18 protein-coding genes are annotated in these 18,236 nt (G+C 73.4%); 1 reads left to right on the top strand and 17 read right to left on the bottom strand.

Annotated elements, in window-relative coordinates; genetic code table 11:
- Positions 1-212: 212 nt before the first annotated feature.
- The 14 genes from lgt to fmt all read right to left on the bottom strand — a co-directional run bounded on the left by lgt (position 213) and on the right by fmt (position 12,913).
- A complete protein-coding gene (gene lgt / locus IEY20_RS01325) occupies positions 213-1,196 on the bottom strand; it encodes a prolipoprotein diacylglyceryl transferase (RefSeq protein ID WP_175329159.1) in 984 nt (327 codons plus the stop codon).
- 269 nt (positions 1,197-1,465) lie between these two features.
- A complete protein-coding gene (gene trpA / locus IEY20_RS01320) occupies positions 1,466-2,266 on the bottom strand; it encodes a tryptophan synthase subunit alpha (RefSeq protein ID WP_175329158.1) in 801 nt (266 codons plus the stop codon).
- Positions 2,263-3,477 carry a tryptophan synthase subunit beta gene (gene trpB, locus IEY20_RS01315; RefSeq protein ID WP_022903082.1) on the bottom strand — a complete coding sequence of 405 codons (1,215 nt, stop codon included), beginning with the start codon at positions 3,475-3,477 and terminating at the stop codon, positions 2,263-2,265. Before trpB ends, trpA begins: the two co-directional genes overlap by 4 nt.
- A 103-nt stretch (positions 3,478-3,580) precedes the next feature.
- Positions 3,581-4,363 carry an indole-3-glycerol phosphate synthase TrpC gene (gene trpC, locus IEY20_RS01310; protein WP_175329365.1) on the bottom strand — a complete coding sequence of 261 codons (783 nt, stop codon included), beginning with the start codon at positions 4,361-4,363 and terminating at the stop codon, positions 3,581-3,583.
- A gap of 16 nt (positions 4,364-4,379) precedes the next feature.
- Positions 4,380-4,619 (bottom strand): HGxxPAAW family protein, encoded by a 240-nt coding sequence (locus tag IEY20_RS01305; RefSeq protein ID WP_022903083.1) that lies wholly within the window; start codon positions 4,617-4,619, stop codon positions 4,380-4,382.
- Entirely contained in the window at positions 4,606-5,427 is an 822-nt protein-coding gene (locus IEY20_RS01300) for a Trp biosynthesis-associated membrane protein (protein ID WP_175329157.1), read from the bottom strand. The genes IEY20_RS01305 and IEY20_RS01300 overlap by 14 nt, the downstream gene beginning before the upstream one ends.
- Positions 5,424-6,950, bottom strand: a complete 1,527-nt coding sequence (locus IEY20_RS01295; RefSeq protein ID WP_175329156.1) for an anthranilate synthase component I — start codon at positions 6,948-6,950, stop codon at positions 5,424-5,426. Before IEY20_RS01295 ends, IEY20_RS01300 begins: the two co-directional genes overlap by 4 nt.
- Positions 6,947-7,330, bottom strand: a complete 384-nt coding sequence (gene hisI, locus IEY20_RS01290) for a phosphoribosyl-AMP cyclohydrolase (RefSeq protein ID WP_022903086.1) — start codon at positions 7,328-7,330, stop codon at positions 6,947-6,949. The genes IEY20_RS01295 and hisI overlap by 4 nt, the downstream gene beginning before the upstream one ends.
- 124 nt (positions 7,331-7,454) lie before the next feature.
- Positions 7,455-8,264, bottom strand: a complete 810-nt coding sequence (gene hisF / locus IEY20_RS01285; protein ID WP_229727789.1) for an imidazole glycerol phosphate synthase subunit HisF — start codon at positions 8,262-8,264, stop codon at positions 7,455-7,457.
- The gene (hisG, locus tag IEY20_RS01280) at positions 8,261-9,100 is read right to left on the bottom strand and encodes an ATP phosphoribosyltransferase (protein ID WP_175329155.1); all 840 of its coding nucleotides are present in this window, start codon (positions 9,098-9,100) and stop codon (positions 8,261-8,263) included. The genes hisF and hisG overlap by 4 nt, the downstream gene beginning before the upstream one ends.
- Before the next feature lie 112 nt (positions 9,101-9,212).
- A complete protein-coding gene (locus IEY20_RS01275) occupies positions 9,213-9,476 on the bottom strand; it encodes a phosphoribosyl-ATP diphosphatase (RefSeq protein ID WP_058726551.1) in 264 nt (87 codons plus the stop codon).
- Between the two features lie 92 nt (positions 9,477-9,568).
- Positions 9,569-10,228: a ribulose-phosphate 3-epimerase gene (rpe, locus tag IEY20_RS01270; RefSeq protein ID WP_175329154.1), complete on the bottom strand. Its 660-nt coding sequence runs from the start codon at positions 10,226-10,228 to the stop codon at positions 9,569-9,571.
- A 181-nt stretch (positions 10,229-10,409) separates the two neighbouring features.
- A complete protein-coding gene (locus IEY20_RS01265; RefSeq protein ID WP_229727787.1) occupies positions 10,410-11,981 on the bottom strand; it encodes an RsmB/NOP family class I SAM-dependent RNA methyltransferase in 1,572 nt (523 codons plus the stop codon).
- Positions 11,978-12,913 carry a methionyl-tRNA formyltransferase gene (gene fmt / locus IEY20_RS01260; protein ID WP_175329153.1) on the bottom strand — a complete coding sequence of 312 codons (936 nt, stop codon included), beginning with the start codon at positions 12,911-12,913 and terminating at the stop codon, positions 11,978-11,980. The genes IEY20_RS01265 and fmt overlap by 4 nt, the downstream gene beginning before the upstream one ends.
- Before the next feature lie 99 nt (positions 12,914-13,012).
- Between fmt and IEY20_RS01255 the strand changes: the two genes are divergently transcribed.
- Positions 13,013-13,468 (top strand): DUF4383 domain-containing protein, encoded by a 456-nt coding sequence (locus tag IEY20_RS01255; protein WP_022904568.1) that lies wholly within the window; start codon positions 13,013-13,015, stop codon positions 13,466-13,468.
- A 77-nt stretch (positions 13,469-13,545) separates the two neighbouring features.
- Here IEY20_RS01255 and IEY20_RS01250 read toward each other — a convergent pair whose 3' ends face one another.
- The 3 genes from IEY20_RS01250 to IEY20_RS01240 all read right to left on the bottom strand — a co-directional run bounded on the left by IEY20_RS01250 (position 13,546) and on the right by IEY20_RS01240 (position 18,228).
- Positions 13,546-14,730 carry a glycine C-acetyltransferase gene (locus IEY20_RS01250; protein ID WP_175329152.1) on the bottom strand — a complete coding sequence of 395 codons (1,185 nt, stop codon included), beginning with the start codon at positions 14,728-14,730 and terminating at the stop codon, positions 13,546-13,548.
- The gene (gene tdh / locus IEY20_RS01245) at positions 14,730-15,803 is read right to left on the bottom strand and encodes an L-threonine 3-dehydrogenase (protein ID WP_175329362.1); all 1,074 of its coding nucleotides are present in this window, start codon (positions 15,801-15,803) and stop codon (positions 14,730-14,732) included. Before tdh ends, IEY20_RS01250 begins: the two co-directional genes overlap by 1 nt.
- A gap of 442 nt (positions 15,804-16,245) precedes the next feature.
- Complete coding sequence (locus IEY20_RS01240) at positions 16,246-18,228, bottom strand: primosomal protein N' family DNA-binding protein (RefSeq protein WP_175329151.1); 1,983 nt, start codon at positions 18,226-18,228, stop codon at positions 16,246-16,248.
- Between the last annotated feature and the right edge of the window lie 8 nt (positions 18,229-18,236).

Below are 18,236 nucleotides of genomic sequence, written 5' to 3'. Positions count from 1 at the left end.
GGCGGGACAGGTGCCCGTTCGTGCCGCCGGTGGGTTGCCCCGTCGGCACGGGTGGTGTGGAGCCCGGTTCGTGGCGGGCGGTGGTGGTGCGGTGGTGCTGCTGCCGGGTGGGTGCGCCCGACGGTCCGGACGGCTCGCGAGGGTGCTCCCGAGACCGGCGTCCGGTTGCTGGTCGGTGTCCGTCCCGCCGCGGTGGGCGACGGGGCCGGACGCTAGGACCGGGTGGAGCCGACCGGGTCGGCGGCGACGGCCGCGGGCTCGTCGTCGTGCTCCGACCAGGTGTCGTCCGAGTCTACATCGGCGCGTGCCGACGGCCCGCGACCCGGCAGGTACGGCGACGGCTCCTTGCCGGTGTGCCGCCGCGACTGGACGACGAAGATCACGATGCCGAGCACGATCGCGGCGAGGGACATCCACACGTTGGTTCGCACGCCGAAGAACGTCTCGCTCGTGTCGACGCGGATGGACTCGAGCACCGACCGACCGGCGCCGTACCAGATGAGGTAGAGCGCCATGACCTTGCCCCACTGCAGCGTGAACTTGCGCGCGAGGAACAGGATGACGAGCGCGCCCAGGACGTTCCAGATGATCTCGTACAGGAAGGTCGGCTGGAAGAGGGTGCCCTCCGGCAGGCCCTTCGGGTACGCGGCGTTCGAGGACTCGATCTGGAGGCCCCACGGCAGGCTCGTCGGCATGCCGAACAGCTCGTGGTTGAAGTAGTTGCCGAGTCGGCCGCTCGCCTGGGCGAGGAGCACCCCGGGCGCGATCGCGTCGATGAAGCTCGTGAACCGCAGGCCGACCTGGCGGCACCCGATGTACGCCCCGACCGAGCCGAGGATCAGCGCGCCGAAGATCGCCAGACCGCCTTCCCAGATGTAGAGGAAGGACAGCGGGTCGCGCCCGGGGCCGAAGTAGTCGCTGACGTGGGTGAACACGTGGAACAGGCGCCCGCCGATGATGCCGGCCGGGACCGCCCAGATCGCGATGTCGATGATGACCCAGCGCTCGACCCCGCGGGCGTTCAGGCGGTGGTTGGCCAGGAGCACGGCGATGACGATGCCGATGAGGATGCAGATCGCGTACGCGTGGATGCGGAAGTCGAGCGGCAGCGACCAGCCGAACGTGTCGCGCAGCCAGGCCGTCAGGTCGAAGTACTGCCAGGCGGTGCTCGGGCTCGGGATGCTCAGGAGGGGCATGGAGGTGCGGTCGCCTTTCGGTGCTTGCTGGCCGGGCCGCCGTGAACCGCGGCCCCGATCACTGTAGCGCGGACCACCGTCCGCCATGACCGTGCCGGACGGTCCTGTGGGAATCGTGACGGACGGGGATCGTCACGGACGGGGATCGTCACGGACGGGGATCGTGACGGACGGGGATCGTCACGGACGGGGACCGTCACGGACGGGAGGCCCGGATCGCGTGACCGGCGTCGGTCACGCGATCCGGGCCTCCAGGCCGTCCCGCTGGGTCAGCGGCGCTGTGCGCCGGTCGTGAGGTCCGCCGCGCGGTCCGCGACGCCCCGGACCCCGAGGTCGGCGAGGGCGCGCACGAACGCCGACCCGACGATCGCGCCGTCGGCGTACTCGAGCACCTCCGCGACCTGGTCGGCGGTCGAGATGCCGAGTCCGACGCACGTCCGGTCGACACCGGCGTCCCGCAGCCGCGACACCACGGTCCGGGCGGCGGCGTCGACCCCGAGCCGCGCGCCGGTGACGCCCATCGTCGACACCGCGTAGACGAAGCCGCGGCTGGCCTCCACCGCCTGGTGCATCCGGGCGTCCGTCGACGACGGGGCGGCGAGGAAGACGCGGTCGAGGTGCGTGCGCTCCGAGGCGTCCATCCACTCCCGGGCCTCGTCCGGGATGAGGTCCGGGGTGATGAGCCCGGAGGCCCCGGCTGCGACGAGGTCGTCGGCGAAGCGGTCGACCCCGTAGCGGAGGACCGGGTTCCAGTAGGTCATCACGAGGACCGGCACGTCGGCGCGGCTCGTGATCTGCTCGACGGCGTCGAACACCTGCGCCACCTTGAACCCGTTCGCCAGGCTCTCCTCGGCGGCCCGCTGGATCACCGCGCCGTCCATGACCGGGTCGGAGTACGGCAGGCCGAGCTCGATGACGTCCACGCCGTTCTCGGCGAGGGCGACCGCGGCGTCGACGCTGGTCTGGACGTCGGGGAAGCCGGCGGGCAGGTACCCGACGACCGCCCCGGCGCGTTCCGCGTTCGCCGCGTCGATGGTCGACGCGACCGAGGCGTTCGTGTTCGTGCTCACAGCTGCACCGCGCTCTCGTCGAGGATGCCGAAGTAGCGGCTGGCGGACGCCACGTCCTTGTCGCCGCGGCCGGACAGGTTCACGAGGATGACCCCGTCGGGGCCGAGCTCCTTGCCGAGCTTGATCGCGCCGGCGAGGGCGTGCGACGACTCGATCGCCGGCAGGATGCCCTCGGAGCGGCTGAGCAGACGGAACGCCTCCATCGCCTCGGTGTCGGTGATGGGCTCGTACTTCGCGCGACCGATCGCCGCGAGGTGCGCGTGCTGCGGACCGACGCTCGGGTAGTCGAGTCCGGCGGAGATGCTGTGGCTCTCGATGGTCTGCCCGTCCTCGTCCTGCATGAGGTACGACTTCGTGCCCTGCAGGACGCCGGTCCGCCCGAGCGAGATGCTCGCCGCGTGCCGACCGGTCTCGAGGCCCTCGCCGCCGGCCTCGTACCCGTGCAGGGCGACCGACTCGTCGTCGAGGAACGCATCGAAGATCCCCATCGCGTTCGACCCGCCGCCGACGCACGCGGCGACGGCGTCCGGCAGGCGGCCGACCTTGTCGAGGACCTGCTGCCGTGCTTCGTCGCCGATCACCTTGTGGAACTCGCGGACCATCTCCGGGAACGGGTGCGGACCCGCGACCGTGCCGAGCAGGTAGTGGGTGTGCTCGACGTTCGCCACCCAGTCGCGGAGGGCGTCGTTGATGGCGTCCTTCAGCGTGCGGGACCCGGTCTCGACGGGGACGACCTCGGCGCCGAGCAGTCGCATCCGGGCGACGTTCAGGGCCTGGCGCTCGGTGTCGACCGCCCCCATGTAGACGACGCAGTCCATGCCGAAGAGCGCGGCGGCGGTGGCGGTGGCGACGCCGTGCTGGCCGGCGCCGGTCTCCGCGATGAGCCGCGTCTTGCCGAGGCGCTTCGCGACGAGGGCCTGGCCGAGCACGTTGTTGATCTTGTGCGAGCCGGTGTGGTTGAGGTCCTCGCGCTTGAGGATGATCCGGGCACCGCCGGCGTGCTTCGCGAACCGCGGCACCTCGGTGATGATCGACGGACGGCCGGTGTAGTCGCGCTGCAGGTCGTCGAGCTCCTGCCGGAACGCCGGGTCCGCCCAGGCCTCCCGGAAGGCCGCCTCGAGCTCGTCGAGCGCCAGGACGAGCGACTCGGGGACGAACCGCCCGCCGAAGTCGCCGAAGTACGGGCCGTGCTGTTCGCGGAGCGAGGTCACGATGTGCCTTCCGTGCGGGGTCCGGAGCTGCCGGACCGTGTGGGTCGTGCTGGGGAGCCGCGGGACGGGACCCGGTCGCCGCGCTCGGGCGCCGCGATCGGCGTCAGGAACGCGCTGCGGCGATGAACGACGCGAGGGTGGCGGCGGGGTCGTCGCCCGTGACGAGCGCCTCCCCCACCAGGACGACGTCGGCACCCGCGGAGCGGTAGTGCGCGACGTCGGCAGGACCGGCGACCGCGGACTCGGCGACGCGGACCACGCCGTCGGGGATGCGGTCGGCCAGCGAGCCGAAGAGGTCGCGGTCGAGCGAGAAGTCGGTCAGGTCGCGCGCGTTCACCCCGAGGATCCGGGCACCGGCGTCGAGGCCACGGGAGACCTCGTCGGCGGAGTGCGCCTCGACGAGCACGCGCATCCCGAGTTCCTCGGCGAGGCCGTGCAGCTCGACGAGCCGTGCCTGCTCGAGCGCCGCGACGATGAGCAGCACGACGTCGGCGCCGGCAGCGCGTGCCTCGACGACCTGGTACGGGTCGGCGATGAAGTCCTTGCGCAGGACCGGGACGCCGACGCGGGCCTTGACGGCTTCGAGGTCGGCCAGACTGCCGAGGAACTTGCGGCCCTCGGTCAGGACGCTGATCGTCGAGGCGCCACCGCGCTCGTACTCCGCGGCCAGGGCCGCGGGGTCCGCGATGGTGGCCATCGAGCCGCGGGACGGGCTGGCACGCTTGACCTCGGCGAGGATCTTCACGTCGTCGCCGGGGGCGAGGAACGCGAGCGCGTCGAGGGGCGACGCCACCCGGTCGAGGTCGCGTTCGACGTCCGCGTAGGGACGGTCGGCGCGACGGGCGGCCGCGTCCTCGAGCGCGCCCGCGACGAGGGTCTCGAGCACGTTCGACATGCTCGGACTACTCGCCGTGGTGCTTCGGGACGAACTTCGGGCCGTTGACGCCGTAGCCCGCCTTCGCCATGACGCCGCCGACGACGAGACCGATGACGACGACCGCGGCGGAGATCCACACGCCGATCGGCTGGTCGAACCAGAAGAAGAGCGTCCCAGCCGCGAAACCGATCAGCATGATGACGACGGCCGTCCAGGCTGCCGGCGAGTGGCCCTCGCCGAGTTCTGCGGGCTCAGTGTTGCTCACGGTGCTCCTCGTTCTGCTCCGGCGTCGTCGGTCGATCGCCGCCTTCCAACCCTACCGCGTCGACCGCCGCGGTCCGTGCTCGCTCGCCGTCGGCGGACGGCTCGGTCCGTGCTCGCTCGCCGTCGGCGGACGGCTCGGTCCGTGCTCGCTCGCCGCGGGCGGACGCCCCCGGGTCTCCGTCGGACGGGACCGGCGTCTGGTCGGCGTCGGTCGGGTCGGTGCCCGCCGAGAGGTCGTCCCAGTCGGTGATCGCGTCCCGCTGCACGGCGACCGCGCGGGCGTCGGCGGCGGCGCCGGCGGTCGCGGCGCCGTACTTCCGGCTCGGACCGGGCCAGGAACGTTGGACGAACAGGACCACGACGCCGAGCAGCACGGCCAGCACGCCGCCGACGATGCCCACCGCCGGCCAGGCTGTGACGTCGACCGAGGACACGACGCGCCGCACGCCGCCGAGGTCGCTCACCCCGGCGACCTCACCGATCGCTCCGCGGGCCGCAGCGACGGGGTCACGCAGGGCGGACACCCCGGTGACCACGACGGCGACGCCGAGCAGGACCTCGATGACGGCGAGCACCACACGCACCACCCGACCCGCGATCGTCATCGCGAGGAACAGCGCGAGGCTGGCGATCGCGAGGGCGGTGTACTGCGGGACCGACTTCGAGCCGTCCGCCGTGACCGTCGAGACGACCGCGGCACCCGCGCGGAGGTGGACCGTGAACCACGTCTGGGTCCACGACAGCATCACGATGCCCGCGACGACGAGCCCGGCGACGACGACGAGGGGACGGGACCGCCGGAGCGTCACGACAGCACCTCGCGCATCCGGTTCGCGGTCGCGACCGCACGGAGCGGAGCGGCGGCCTTGTTCACGGCCTCCTGGTGCTCCGTGGCGGGGTCCGAGTCCGCGACGAGTCCGGCGCCGGCCTGCACGCGGGCCACACCGTCCTGGATGAGGGCGGTCCGGATCGCGATCGCGAGGTCGGCGTCGCCCGCGAAGTCGAAGTACCCGACGACCCCCGCGTAGGCACCACGCTTCGCCGGCTCGAGCTCGTCGATGATCTCCAGCGCGCGGGGCTTCGGCGCACCCGACAGTGTGCCGGCGGGGAACGTCGCGCGGAACACGTCGATGGCCGAGGCGTCGGTACGGACCGCGCCCTCGACGCTCGACACGAGGTGCATGATGTGGCTGAAGCGCTCGACCGTCATGAACTCGGTGACCGCCACCGTGCCCGGCTCGCACACCTTCTGCAGGTCGTTGCGCGCGAGGTCGACGAGCATGAGGTGCTCGGCGCGCTCCTTCGGGTCCTCGAGCAGGTCCTCGCCGAGGCGGACGTCCTCCTCGGGGGTGGCGCCACGCGGACGCGAACCGGCGATCGGGTGCGTGATCGCCCGGCCCGCCTGCACCTTGACCAGGGCCTCCGGTGAGGCGCCGACGATCCAGAACGGCTCGTCGTGGACGTCGCGCAGCGCCAGGAAGTACATGTACGGGCTCGGGTTGAGCATGCGCAGCACCCGGTAGACGTCGAGCGGGTCGGCCGTGACGTCCTGGTCGAACCGCTGCGAGATGACGACCTGGAAGACGTCCCCGTCTCGGATGAAGTCCTTCGAGCGCTCGACGGCCGCCATGTACTCGTCCGGGGTCGACCGGTGGGTCGGTGCCGGGTCGGCGATGTCGAACGCCTCGGCGACGGTCGCGACGGTCGGCTGGACGAGGTCCGCCTGCATCCGGTCGAGCCGGGCCTGCGCGTCCGCCCACATGGTGTCCGCGTCGTCGACGCCGTCGTTGAGCACGCTCGCGACGAGCAGGACGAGCCCGGTGCGGTGGTCGAGTGCGGCGAGCTCGGAGACGAACGCGAGCGCCTGCCCGGGGACGTCGAAGTCCGCGGCGGGCACGTTCGGCAGGTGCTCGAGCTGCCGGACCGCTTCCCACCCGATGAACCCGACCGTGCCGCCGACGAGCGGCGGTGTACCGGGGACCCGCGGGGTGGCCCACCGCTCGTGCAGGCGCGCCAGCACGTCGAGCGGAGCGCCGTCGAGCGAGTCGACCGCACGCGACGCCGGGATGCCGGTGTCGATCCAGGCCGCGCGGTCGCCGTCCTGCGTGAGGACGCCGAAACTCCGCACACCGACGAACGACCAGCGCGACCACAGGCCGCCCTGACCGGCCGACTCGAGGAGGAACGAGCCCGGGCGACCGTCGGCGAGCTTCCGGTACACGCCGACCGGGGTCTCGCTGTCGGCGAAGAGCGCGCGGACCACGGGCACGACCCGGTGGTCGGCGAGGAGCCCGTCGAACTCGGCGCGCGCGGTCGTCGTGCTGGTGGTCATCGGGTGGCCTCCGGGGCGGTCGCCGTGACGGGCGTGAGCGGATCGACGTCGAAGCACGCGTGTGCGCCGGTGTGGCAGGCCGCACCGACCTGCTGCACGGTCACCAGGAGGGTGTCGTCGTCGCAGTCGAGGGCTGCTGCGCGCACGTACTGTGCGTGGCCGGAGGTGTCGCCCTTGCGCCAGTACTCCTGCCGGGAGCGGGACCAGAAGGTCACCCGGCCCTCGGTCAGGGTGCGGCGGAGTGCCTCCCGGTCCATGTAGCCGAGCATGAGGACGTCCTTCGACGATTCCTCCTGCACGATGGCGGGGAGCAGGCCGTCCGCACCGAAGCGCACGCGGTCGAGGACCGCGTCGGTGCTGGCGTTGGTGCTGTCGGTCATGAGGCTCCTAGCCTACGGCGCGCGGTGCGCGCGGGACGGACGGGAGGCCCGGGGCGGCGCCGCCACGTGCCTCCAGGCCGGTGGTCGGGCACGTCGAGGGCCGCAGCCGGCCGGCCGGACCGGGTCAGCGGACGAGGTGGCCCGCGGCGCGGAGCGCCGACTTCACGTCGCCGATCGTCATCTCGCCGCGGTGGAAGACGCTCGCCGCGAGGACCGCGTCGGCACCCGCGTCGACCGCCGGTGCGAAGTGGTCGAGGAGCCCTGCACCGCCCGAGGCGATGACCGGGACGGACGCGACCGCGCGGACCGCGGCGACCAGTTCCAGGTCGAACCCGTTCTTCGTGCCGTCGGCGTCGATCGAGTTGACGAGGAGTTCCCCGGCCCCGCGCTCGACGGCCTCGTGCGCCCAGCGGATCGCGTCGAGGTCGGACTCGGTGCGGCCGCCGTGCGTCGTGACGACGAACCCGGACGGCATGCGGTCGGAGCGCTTCACGTCGAGCGAGAGGACGACCGCCTGCGCGCCGAACCGGTCGGCGATCTCGCCGACGAGCTCGGGCCGTGCGATCGCGGCGCTGTTCACGCCGATCTTGTCCGCGCCGCACTGCTGCAGCCGGGCCACGTCGTCGACGCTGCGGACGCCACCGCCGACCGTGAGCGGGATGAAGACCTGCTCGGCCGTGCGGGTCACGGTGTCGTACATCGTCGCGCGGTTCTCGACCGTCGCACCGACGTCGAGGAAGGTGAGTTCGTCCGCGCCCTGTTCGTAGTAGCGCGCCGCGAGCTCGACCGGGTCCCCGGCGTCCTGGAGGTCCAGGAAGTTCACGCCCTTGACCACGCGCCCGCCCTGCACGTCGAGGCAGGGGACGACCCGGACCGCGACGCGGCCCTCGCGTGCGGGCGAGCCGGACGCGTCCTCGGGCACCGGGGCGGTCACAGTCGAGCCGCGTGGATCGAGCTGACCAGGATCGCCCGCGCGCCGAGCTCGTACAGCGAGTCCATGATCTGGTTCATGTCCGACCGCGGGATCATCACGCGGACCGCCGACCAGTCGCGGCCGTGGAGCGGCGAGACCGTCGGCGACTCCATGCCCGAGGCGATCGCGGTGGCGTCCGGCACGAGCGCCGTCGGGATGTCGTAGTCGAGCATCACGTAGCCGCGCGCCACGAGCACGCCGTGCAGCCGACGACGGAGGACGTCGATGCCCGCGCGGTCCTCGTCCGTGGCGATGAGCACGGCGGTGGACTCGAGGATCACCGGGCCGAAGATCTCGAGCCCGGCCTGCCGGAGCGTGCTGCCCGTCGAGACGACGTCGGCGACCGCGTCCGCGACCCCGACCCGGACGGCGCTCTCGACCGCGCCGTCGAGCTTCACGAGCGTCGCGGTGACACCGTGGCCGGCGAGGAAGTCGCCGACGAGGCCGGGGTAGCTCGTCGCCACGCGCACGCCCTCGAGGTCCTGCAGCGCGGAGAACCGCCCCGGCGTGCCCGCGAACCGGAAGGTCGAGCCCGCGAAGTCGAGCGCGTCGACCTCGTGCGCCTCGGACCCGGAGTCGAGCAGGAGGTCACGGCCGGTGATGCCGACGTCGAGGGCACCCGAGCCGACGTAGGTCGCGATGTCGCGCGGGCGGAGGAAGAAGAACTCGACCCCGTTCCGCTCGTCGATCAGGTGCAGCGCCTTCGGGTCACGGCGACCGGCGTACCCGGCCTCCTTGAGCATCTCGGAGGCGGTCTCGGACAGCGAGCCCTTGTTGGGCACGGCGATGCGGAGCATCAGGGGTCTGCTTTCTGGTGGAGGTGTCGGGCGGTCCGTCGGGGTGCGCTGGGCGCTGGTGGGCGCTGGGCGCCGCCGGGCGCTGGTGCGCCGCTGGGCGCTGGTGCGCTCCCTACAAATGTCGCCAGACGTCCGCCGGGGTGAGCCCCTTCGCGACCATGAGCACCTGGAGGTGGTAGATCAGCTGCGAGATCTCCTCCGAGGTGCGCTCGTCGCCCTCGTACTCGGCCGCCATCCAGACCTCGGCTGCCTCTTCCACGATCTTCTTGCCGATCTGGTGCACGCCGGCGTCCAGTTCGGCGACGGTGCCGGAGCCCTCGGGGCGCGTGCGCGCCTTCTCGGTCAGCTCCGCGAACAGGTCGTCGAACGTCTTCACGCGGTCCAGGCTACCGTCCCGAGCGGGTGCAGAGGCCACACCGTCCGGACGGGAGGCGCGGCTCGGGTCCGCCACGTCCGTCACGGCTCCCGTCATGCTCGCGCCGCCGTGGCTGCCGCGCGCAGGTCCGCGATGCGCTGGGCCGGCTCGCCGCCGTACACCGCCGAGCCCGCGACGAGGGTGTCGGCGCCGCTCCGCACGGCCTCGGGCACGGTGTCCACCGCGATGCCACCGTCGACCTCGAGCCAGACGTCGAGGCCGGACGCGTCGACCGCCGCGCGGGCGTCGGCCAGCTTGGGCATCACCTCGGGCATGAAGGACTGCCCGCCGAACCCCGGCTCGACGGTCATGAACAGGATCATGTCGTAGGCGTCGAGGTGGTGCAGCACCTGCGTGACCGGCGTCCCCGGCTTCACGGCGACGGCGGCACGGGCCCCGTTCGACCGGATCGCGGCGGCGGTGGCCACCGGGTCGGTCGCGGCCTCGAAGTGGAACGTCACGCTCGACGCACCCGTCTCGGCGTACTTCGGTGCCTGCGTGTCGGCGTCGGTGATCATCAGGTGCACGTCGAGGGGCACCGGGGAGACCTCCTGCAGGCGCTGCACGATCGGGAGCCCGAGCGTGAGGTTCGGCACGAAGTGGTTGTCCATCACGTCGACGTGCACCAGGTCGGCGGTCTCGATGCGGTGGAGCTCACGCTCGAGGTTCGCGAAGTCGGCGGACAGGATGCTCGGCGAGATGCGGATCGTCACCCGGCAAGCCTACCGGCGGTGCCAGTGGTGCCCCGAGACTCGGTTCGCGTTCCGCGAGACTCGGTCTCAGCGACGGTTCTCGGGCGCCGCGGCACGAGAGCCGTCGCTCAGCCCGAGACTCAGCATCGCAGCCGCGCCGCCCGCTCAGCCCGAGACTCAGCATCGCAGCCGCGCCGCCCGCTCAACCCACGCGGCGGAACAGTGCGACGAACATGGCGTCGGTGCCGATGCGGTGCGGCCACAGCTGGGCGACCGGTCCGTCCGCAACCTGCGGGTCCCGCACGGCCACCGACCGGACGACCCCGGCGGTGTCGAGCTGCTCGAGCACACCGGGGTGGCGTTCGAGCACGGCGTCGACCTGCCCGCGCGTCTCCGCGAGGTGCGGTGAGCACGTGACGTACGCCAGGGTCCCGCCGGGCGCGAGGACGCGGACGGCCGCGTCGAGCAGCTCCGACTGCAGCTCGGCGAGCTCCGGCACGTCCTCGGGCTGCTTGCGCCACCGCGCCTCCGGTCGACGCCGGAGCGCCCCGAGCCCGGTGCAGGGTGCGTCGAGCAGGACGCGGTCGTACTGCACGCCTGCACCGTCCCGACCGAAACGTCGCCCGTCACCCTCGACGACGGTCACCACGTCGCCGAAGCCCGCGAGGGCCTTCCGCACGAGACCGACCCGCGCGGGGACGAGTTCGTTCGCGACGAGGTGCGCACCGCCGACGGCAGCCTCCGCCGCGAGCAGCGCTGCCTTGCCCCCGGGGCCGGCGCACATGTCCAGCCACCGCTCGCCCGGTCGGACGTCGGACGACCTGCTGAGCGCGAGGGCGGCGAGCTGCGAGCCCTCGTCCTGCACGCGGAGCCGCCCGGCGGCGACACCCGGCACGCGGGCGGGGTCGCCGGACACCCCGCGGATGCCGGTGGGCGAGACCGGTGAGAGGTCCGCCTCGGACCGGACGGGAGGCACGGCGCCGGTCGCCCGGTCGGCCTCCGACGGGTCGTCGGTCCGGTCCACCGCGTCGCTGACGTCCTGCCCGTCGGTGTCGGCGTCCGCCCTGTGCACGGGCGCGGCGTCGGCGTCTGCCGGGTCAGCCGGGTCGTCGGCCGCCGCGGTGACGGTGGCGATGTCGTCGTCCGTCGCGAGTCCGGGGAGCGCCGCGAGCTGCACGCGCGGTGCGACGTTGTCGGCCGCGAGCAGCGCTGCGAGCTCGTCGCGGGACCGCTCGGCGGCGAGGGCGTCCCGCAGCGCCGACACGACCCACGTCGGGTGCGACCACCGCGTCGCCAGGAGCGCGTCGCCGCCGCGGCCCTCGGTGATCGCGGCGTCCCACTCGGCGTCGGTCCGCGCGGCGACCTTGCGCAGCACGGCGTTGACGAAGCCCGTGGCCCGGCGGGCGCCGACCTCACGAGCGAGCTCGACGGTGGCGGACACGGCGGCGTGTGTCGGGGTGCGCATGCCGAGCAGCTGGTGCGTACCGAGACGCATGACGTCGAGGACGTCCGCCTCGATGTTCTCGACCCGGCGACCGGACGCGATGCCCACGATCACGTCGTACCGACCGAGCATCCGGATCGACCCGTAGGTCAGCTCGGTCGCGAACGCCGCGTCGCGTGCGGAGAGCCCCGCGCGACGGATGCGTGACGGGAGCAGGAGGTTGGCGTACGCGTCGTCGACCTGCACGGCGCGGAGCACGTCGAACGCGACGCGCCGGGCCGACGTCGGCCGGGCTCCACGGGCCCGCTGCCCGTTCACCGGGGCGCTCACGCGAGGACCTTCCCGTCCAGCGGGCCGAGCCCACGGGCCCACGCAGCGGCGTCCATCGCCTTCTTGCCCGCCGGCTGCACCTCGGTGAGCACGAGCGGGACGTCCGCCGTCCCGACCAGCAGCTGACCGTCGACCAGGCCGAGCGCGCCGGGCGCGAGGTGCGGGGCGGAGGAGGCCGTGCCTCCCGGCCGGACGGCGCTGCGGAGCAGCTTCACGCGGGTCTCGCCGAGGTGGGCGAACGCGCCGGGCTCGGGCGTGACGCCGCGGATGCGGGCGTGGACGCTGAGGGCGGGCTCGTCGAAGCGGACGTGCGCGTCGTCGATGGTCGGCTTCGGGGCGAGGGTGACGTCGCCGGTCTGCTCGGTGGCGACTGCGGTGCCGGCGGCGAGGTCGTCGACCACCCGGGCGACGACCTCGGCGCCGGTCTCGGCCATCGCGGCGAGGACGTCGCCGCTCGTCGCGTCCGGGTCGATCGTGAACGGCTCGGACGCGTACACGGGGCCGGCGTCGAGGGCCTCGACCAGCTGGAACACCGTCGCGGCGGTCTCGGTGTCGCCCGCCATCACCGCACGCTGGACGGGTGCGGCGCCGCGGTACGCCGGCAGGGCGGAGAAGTGCAGGTTCACCCAGCCGAGCCTCGGGGTGTCGAGGGCGGGACGGCGGAGCAGTGCGCCGTAGGCGACGATCACGCCGAGGTCCGGCTCGAGCGCGGCGATCTGCGCGGTCACGGTCTCGTCGACCCGGGAGGCCTCGAAGACCGGCACTCCGAGCTCGGCGGCGACCTGCGCCACCGGGGTCGGCGTCAGGACCCGCTTGCGACCCTGTGGCGTGGCGGGACGGGTGAGGACCGCGACGATCTCGTGGTCGGACGCCGCGAGTCGGCGGAGGGTGGGGACGGCCGCAGCGGGGCTGCCGGCGACGACGAGACGCATGGGGTCCATCGTCCCATGTGCGCGGCACTGGGCGGCACGGCGGGCCCCGGGTGCGTACGGTCGGCAGCACGGCACCGTTCGCCGCACCAGGGAGGCACCATGTCCGACGTCACCACGTCCACCGACCGCTACGCCGGGTCCAGCATCCAGAAGATCGCCCTCGTCGTCGGGATCGTGTTCCTGCTCGTCGGGATCGCCGGGTTCGTCCCGGGGCTCACGACGGGCGACCTCGCCGGGGCAGGACACGGTTCGATGGCGATGTTGCTCGGGATCTTCCAGGTGTCCGTCCTGCACAACATCGTGCACCTGCTGTTCGGTGTCGTCGGGCTGCTCGCGGCGCGCTACCCGACCGGCTCCCGCATGTACCTCGTCATCGGCGGGGTCGTCTACTTCGTCCTGTGGGTCTACGGGCTGTTCACCGCCGGCACGATGTCGGGCGCGAACTTCGTGCCGCTGAACTGGGCGGACAACTGGCTGCACCTCGTGCTCGCGGTCGGCATGGTCCTGCTCGGCGTCGTCTTCCCGCGGGAGCGCCGGCGTCCGGTCAGCCCCTGACGGGCGCCGAGCGCACCGAGCACCACGCACGACGGCCCCGGGAGCGCAGCGCTCCCGGGGCCGTCACACGACCGGCGTCAGTCGTCCCCGACCGACGCGCGCGCTTCCACGAAGGCATCGACGCACCGCCGCACCTGCTCCTCGGTGTGCGCCGCCGACAGCTGCACCCGGATCCGCGCCTTCCCCTTCGGCACCACCGGGTAGCTGAACGCCGTCACGTACACCCCGCGCGCCTGCATCTCGTCGGCGATCCGCGCCGTCCGCACCGCGTCGTGGAACATCACGGGCACGATCGGGTGCTCCCCCGGCAGCAGCTCGAAGCCGGCGTCCTCCATCAGGGTCCGGAACTCCCGCGCGTTCGAGGCCAGCCGCGCCCGCGCATCGTCGGAGCGTTCGATGAGGTCGAGCGCCGCGACCGTGCCCGCGGCGATGACCGGCGCGAGGGAGTTCGAGAACAGGTACGGCCGCGACCGCTGCCGGAGCAGGTCGACGACCTCACGGCGGGACGACACGTAGCCCCCGGACGCACCGCCGAGCGCCTTGCCGAACGTGCCCGTGTACACGTCCACCCGGTCGGCGACGCCGCAGAGCTCCGGGGTCCCGCGCCCGTACTCCCCGACGAAGCCGACCGCGTGCGAGTCGTCGACGATGACGAGCGCGTCGTACCGCTCGGCGAGGTCGCAGATCTCGGCGAGCGGCGCGATCGACCCGTCCATCGAGAACACGCCGTCGGTGACCACGGCGCGGAAGCGGGCCGACGAGGCGGCCGCGAGCTGCGCCTCCAGGTCGGCGGTGTCGCGGTTCCGGTACCGGAACCGCTGCGCCTTGGACAGCCGGATCCCGTCGATGATCGAGGCGTGGTTCAGCTCGTCCGAGATGATCGCGTCCTCCGGGCCGAGCAGCACCTCGAACAGCCCACCGTTCGCGTCGAAGCACGACGAGTACAGGATCGTCGCCTCGGTGCCGAGGAACGCCGACACCCGACGCTCGAGGTCGAGGTGCAGGTCCTGCGTCCCGCAGATGAACCGCACGCTCGCCACCCCGTAGCCCCAGCGGTCGAGGGCGTCCTTCGCTGCGTCGACGAGGTCCGGCGAGTCCGCGAGCCCGAGGTAGTTGTTCGCGCAGAAGTTGAGCAGGTCGGCGCCGTCCGCCTCGATCGCCGCCCGCTGGGGTCCGGCGATCCCCCGTTCCCGCTTCGTCAGCCCCGCCGCCTCGATGCCCGCGAGCTCCCCCGCCAGGTGGTCCTTGATCGCGCCGTACATCAGTGCTCCGTCCAGTCGATGACGACCTTGCCGCCGTCCGCGCTCGCCGCCGCGGCGAACGCCTCCTCCCAGTCACGCGCGGCGTACCGCGCCGACACGATCGAGCCGATGCGGTCCCGCAGCACCGCACTCGTCTGCAACATCGAGCTCATCGCCTGCCACGTCTCGAACATCTCGCGGCCGTAGATGCCCTTCACCGTGAGCATGTGCGTGACGACCTTGCCCCAGTCGACGGCGATCGGGCCGCTCGGCAGTCCGAGCATCGCGATCCGGCCGCCGTGGTTCATGTTCTCGACCACCGCCGGCAGCGCGGTCGGCGCGCCGGACATCTCGAACCCGACGTCGAACCCCTCGCGCATGCCGAGCCGCTCCTGTGCCGCGCGGATCGCCGCGGCGCCACCACCGTCACCGCGCACGTCCACACCGAGGTCCGCACCCATCGCCTCGGCCATCCGGAGCCGGTTCGGGCTCACGTCGGTGCCGACCACGAACCGGGCGCCCGCGTGGCGTGCGACCGCGATCGCCATGAGCCCGATGGGCCCGCACCCGGCGACCACGACGTCCTCGCCGACGAGCGGGAACGCGAGCGCCGTGTGGACCGCGTTGCCGAGCGGGTCGAACAGGGCGCCGACCTCGGGTTCCACCGGGCCGTGGTGCACCCACACGTTCGTGCCCGGCAGGGTCAGGTACTCCGCCAACGCGCCGTCGCGCTGGACGCCGAGGCCCTTCGTCCGGATGCACATCTGCCGCCGACCCGCGCGGCAGTTCCGGCAGGTCCCGCACACGATGTGACCCTCGCCCGAGACCCGGTCGCCCACGGCGACGTCGCGGACGGCGACGTCGCGGACGGCGGCGCCCACCTCGACCACCTCGCCGAAGAACTCGTGGCCGGGGACGAGCGGCGTCGTCACCGCCGACGCCGCCCAGTCGTCCCACCGCTGGATGTGCAGGTCGGTCCCGCAGATCCCGGTCCGGAGGACGCGGATGAGGACCTCGTCCTCCGCGGGTTCCGGCACGGGCCGGTCGGTCATGGTCAGTCCCGGACCGGCGTCCGGCTTGTAGAGCGCCCGCATCGGCGTCACCTCGTCACTTCGTCGTGCGTGTGATGTGTCCATCGGTGGTTCGTGGCCACCGTCGACCAGCCTCCCACAGGTCGGCCCGCGTGCGTCGCGGCTCCGGTCCGGTGTCGGCCTGGAGGCGCGGCTCATCCCCGCCCCGCCGGTCGCGTGGGTGAGTGGTCGGCCGGGGTGGAGTCGGGCGGGGCGGGGTGATCGGCCGGGCGCCGGTCGTGGCGCGTGCAAACGACGACGGTCGTGGCGCGTGCAAACGACGACGGCGCGGCTGTCGCACGACGACGACGGCGTCGTTCGGCAGCGACGGACGCCGGCGCCGGTCGTTGCGCGTGCAAGGAGCGACGACGCCGCTGTCCCACGACGACGGCGCGGTCGTTCGGCAGCGGCGGCGCGGCCGTTCGGCAGCGGCGGCGCGGTCGCCTCGGAACCCTGGCCGCCCGGGTCAGACCTCGGTGAAGGGCTCCGCGTCGTCGAGTCGCACGCGCAGGCTCGGCGCCGCACGGCGACGGTTGCCGCCGGGGAGCACCCGCCGGGCCGACGAGCGCCGGATCACCTCGGCCTTGAGCGTCGCGGCGACCTCGGCCCCGTGCGCGTACGGGAACCGCACGATCGCCCGCACCGTCCCCGGGACCGCATCGCCCTCGACCGGCACCGGACCGAGCACGGGTCCGGCGGTCGCGTCCCCGAGCGCCTCGACCGCCGCCGTCACCGCCTCGTCCGTCCCGGTGAGCGTCGCGACGCGGACCGCGGGCGGGAAGTGCAGCTCGCGCCGGTCGGCGAGCTCGTCGTGCGCGGGGACGTCGAGGCGCCAGGTGGCCATCGCGGTGGCCAGCCGACCGCCGATGCCGACGAGGTAGACCTCGGCGCCGGGCGCACCCTTCGCGGCGGCGTTCGTCCAGAAGCGCAGGACGTCCTCCTGCACGCGGAGCCCCTCTCGGGCGAGGAGGCGCTCCCCGTCGAGGAGGAGCACGCACGCGTACCCGCCGGGCACGCTCGGCTCGGCGCCCCGGGTGGCGACGACGACGGCAGGACGCGCCGGGACCTCGTCGAGCGGTCGGGAGCCGTCCGCGACGACGATGCGCGTCCCCGGGAACGCCCGACCGAGTTCGTCGGCGGTGCGTTGTGCGCCCTGGCCGACGGGCTTGAGCTTGCCGCCGCCGCACGTCGGGCAGCGGAACCCGACCGCGAGGGCCCCGCAGAACCGGCACTGCGGCGTCGCGTTCCGGTGCGGCGTGCCGAGCGGACCACCGCACACCCGGCAGTGGGCCCGCTCGCCGCAGTCCGCGCACACCAGCCCCGTGCCGAAACCCGGGTTCGCGACCTGGACGAGCACGGGACCGTGCTGGCTCGCCTCGCGGGCCGCGCGCCACGCGGTGCTCGGGATGCGGGCCTGCGCGGCGAACCCCTCGGCGCTCGCCTGCTGCGCCGTCGGGATCACCTTCGGAGTGGGCACCCGGTACGGCGCGACCTCCTGCAGCCAGTGCAGCTCGACGAGCCGCTGCACGTCGGTGGAGCGGGCGTGAGCGAGGAAGAGCAGCGCGGCCGCCGACTGCGCCGTCCGGACCAGGGCGACGTCGCGGGTGTGCACGTACGGCGCCCGGGGCTCGACGAACGAGGCGTCCCCGTCGTCCCACATCGCGATGAGTCCGAGCTCGGTCGCCGGTGCGAAGACGGCGGTCCGGTTGCCGATCGCGACCACGGCGTGCGTCCGGGCCTGCAGCAGCGCCTTCGCCCGCTGCCCGTTCGTCTGCTTCGCGTCGAACCGGACGACCCGCTCCGTCGGCAGCACGGCGAGCAGGGCCCGTTCGAGGTCGGCGACGTCGCGGAAGTCCGGGACGGCGAGCACCGCGGACTGCTCCCGCGCCACGACGTGGGACGCGGCCTGGGCGAGGGTCGCGGCCCACCCCGGCACCCAGACGGGCTCCTCGGCGGAGCCGAGGTCGACGGGGTGTGGGACGGCGTCGACCGCAGCGCGACCGTGGGCGGCGAGGAGTGCCTCCAGGACGCCGTCGGCGTAGCCGGTGACGGGGACGGGCTCGACCGACGGCGGCGACCACGCGGTGTCGCGCGCCAGCCAGGCCTTCTCGGCCCGGACCTGCCGCGTCGGCACGGCGAGCCGGAGCACGTCCGAGGCGACACCCGCAGCACGGTCGGCGACGGCGCGCGCGAGGGTCCAGATCTCGGGCGCCAGGACGGGCGCGGGCGAGAGGACCTCCTCGACCTGGCTGAGCTCGCCTGGCCAGTCCCCCTCCGACACGACCTCGACGACGTACGCGTCGGACATCCGCGCCCCGGTGCGGAGCGGCACCTTCACGCGCACCCCGGGCACGCAGTCGTCCTCGAGCTCGCTCGGCACCCGGTAGTCGAACAGACGGTCCAGCTGCGGGAGCGGCGAGTCGAGGACGACGCGCGCGACGGTGGTCACACCCGGGC

This window comes from Curtobacterium luteum, assembly GCF_014646995.1.
Taxonomy (GTDB): Bacteria; Actinomycetota; Actinomycetes; order Actinomycetales; family Microbacteriaceae; genus Curtobacterium; species Curtobacterium luteum.
The sequence above is the reverse complement of the archived record's forward strand: the minus strand, read 5'-3'. Positions and strand labels throughout refer to the sequence as shown.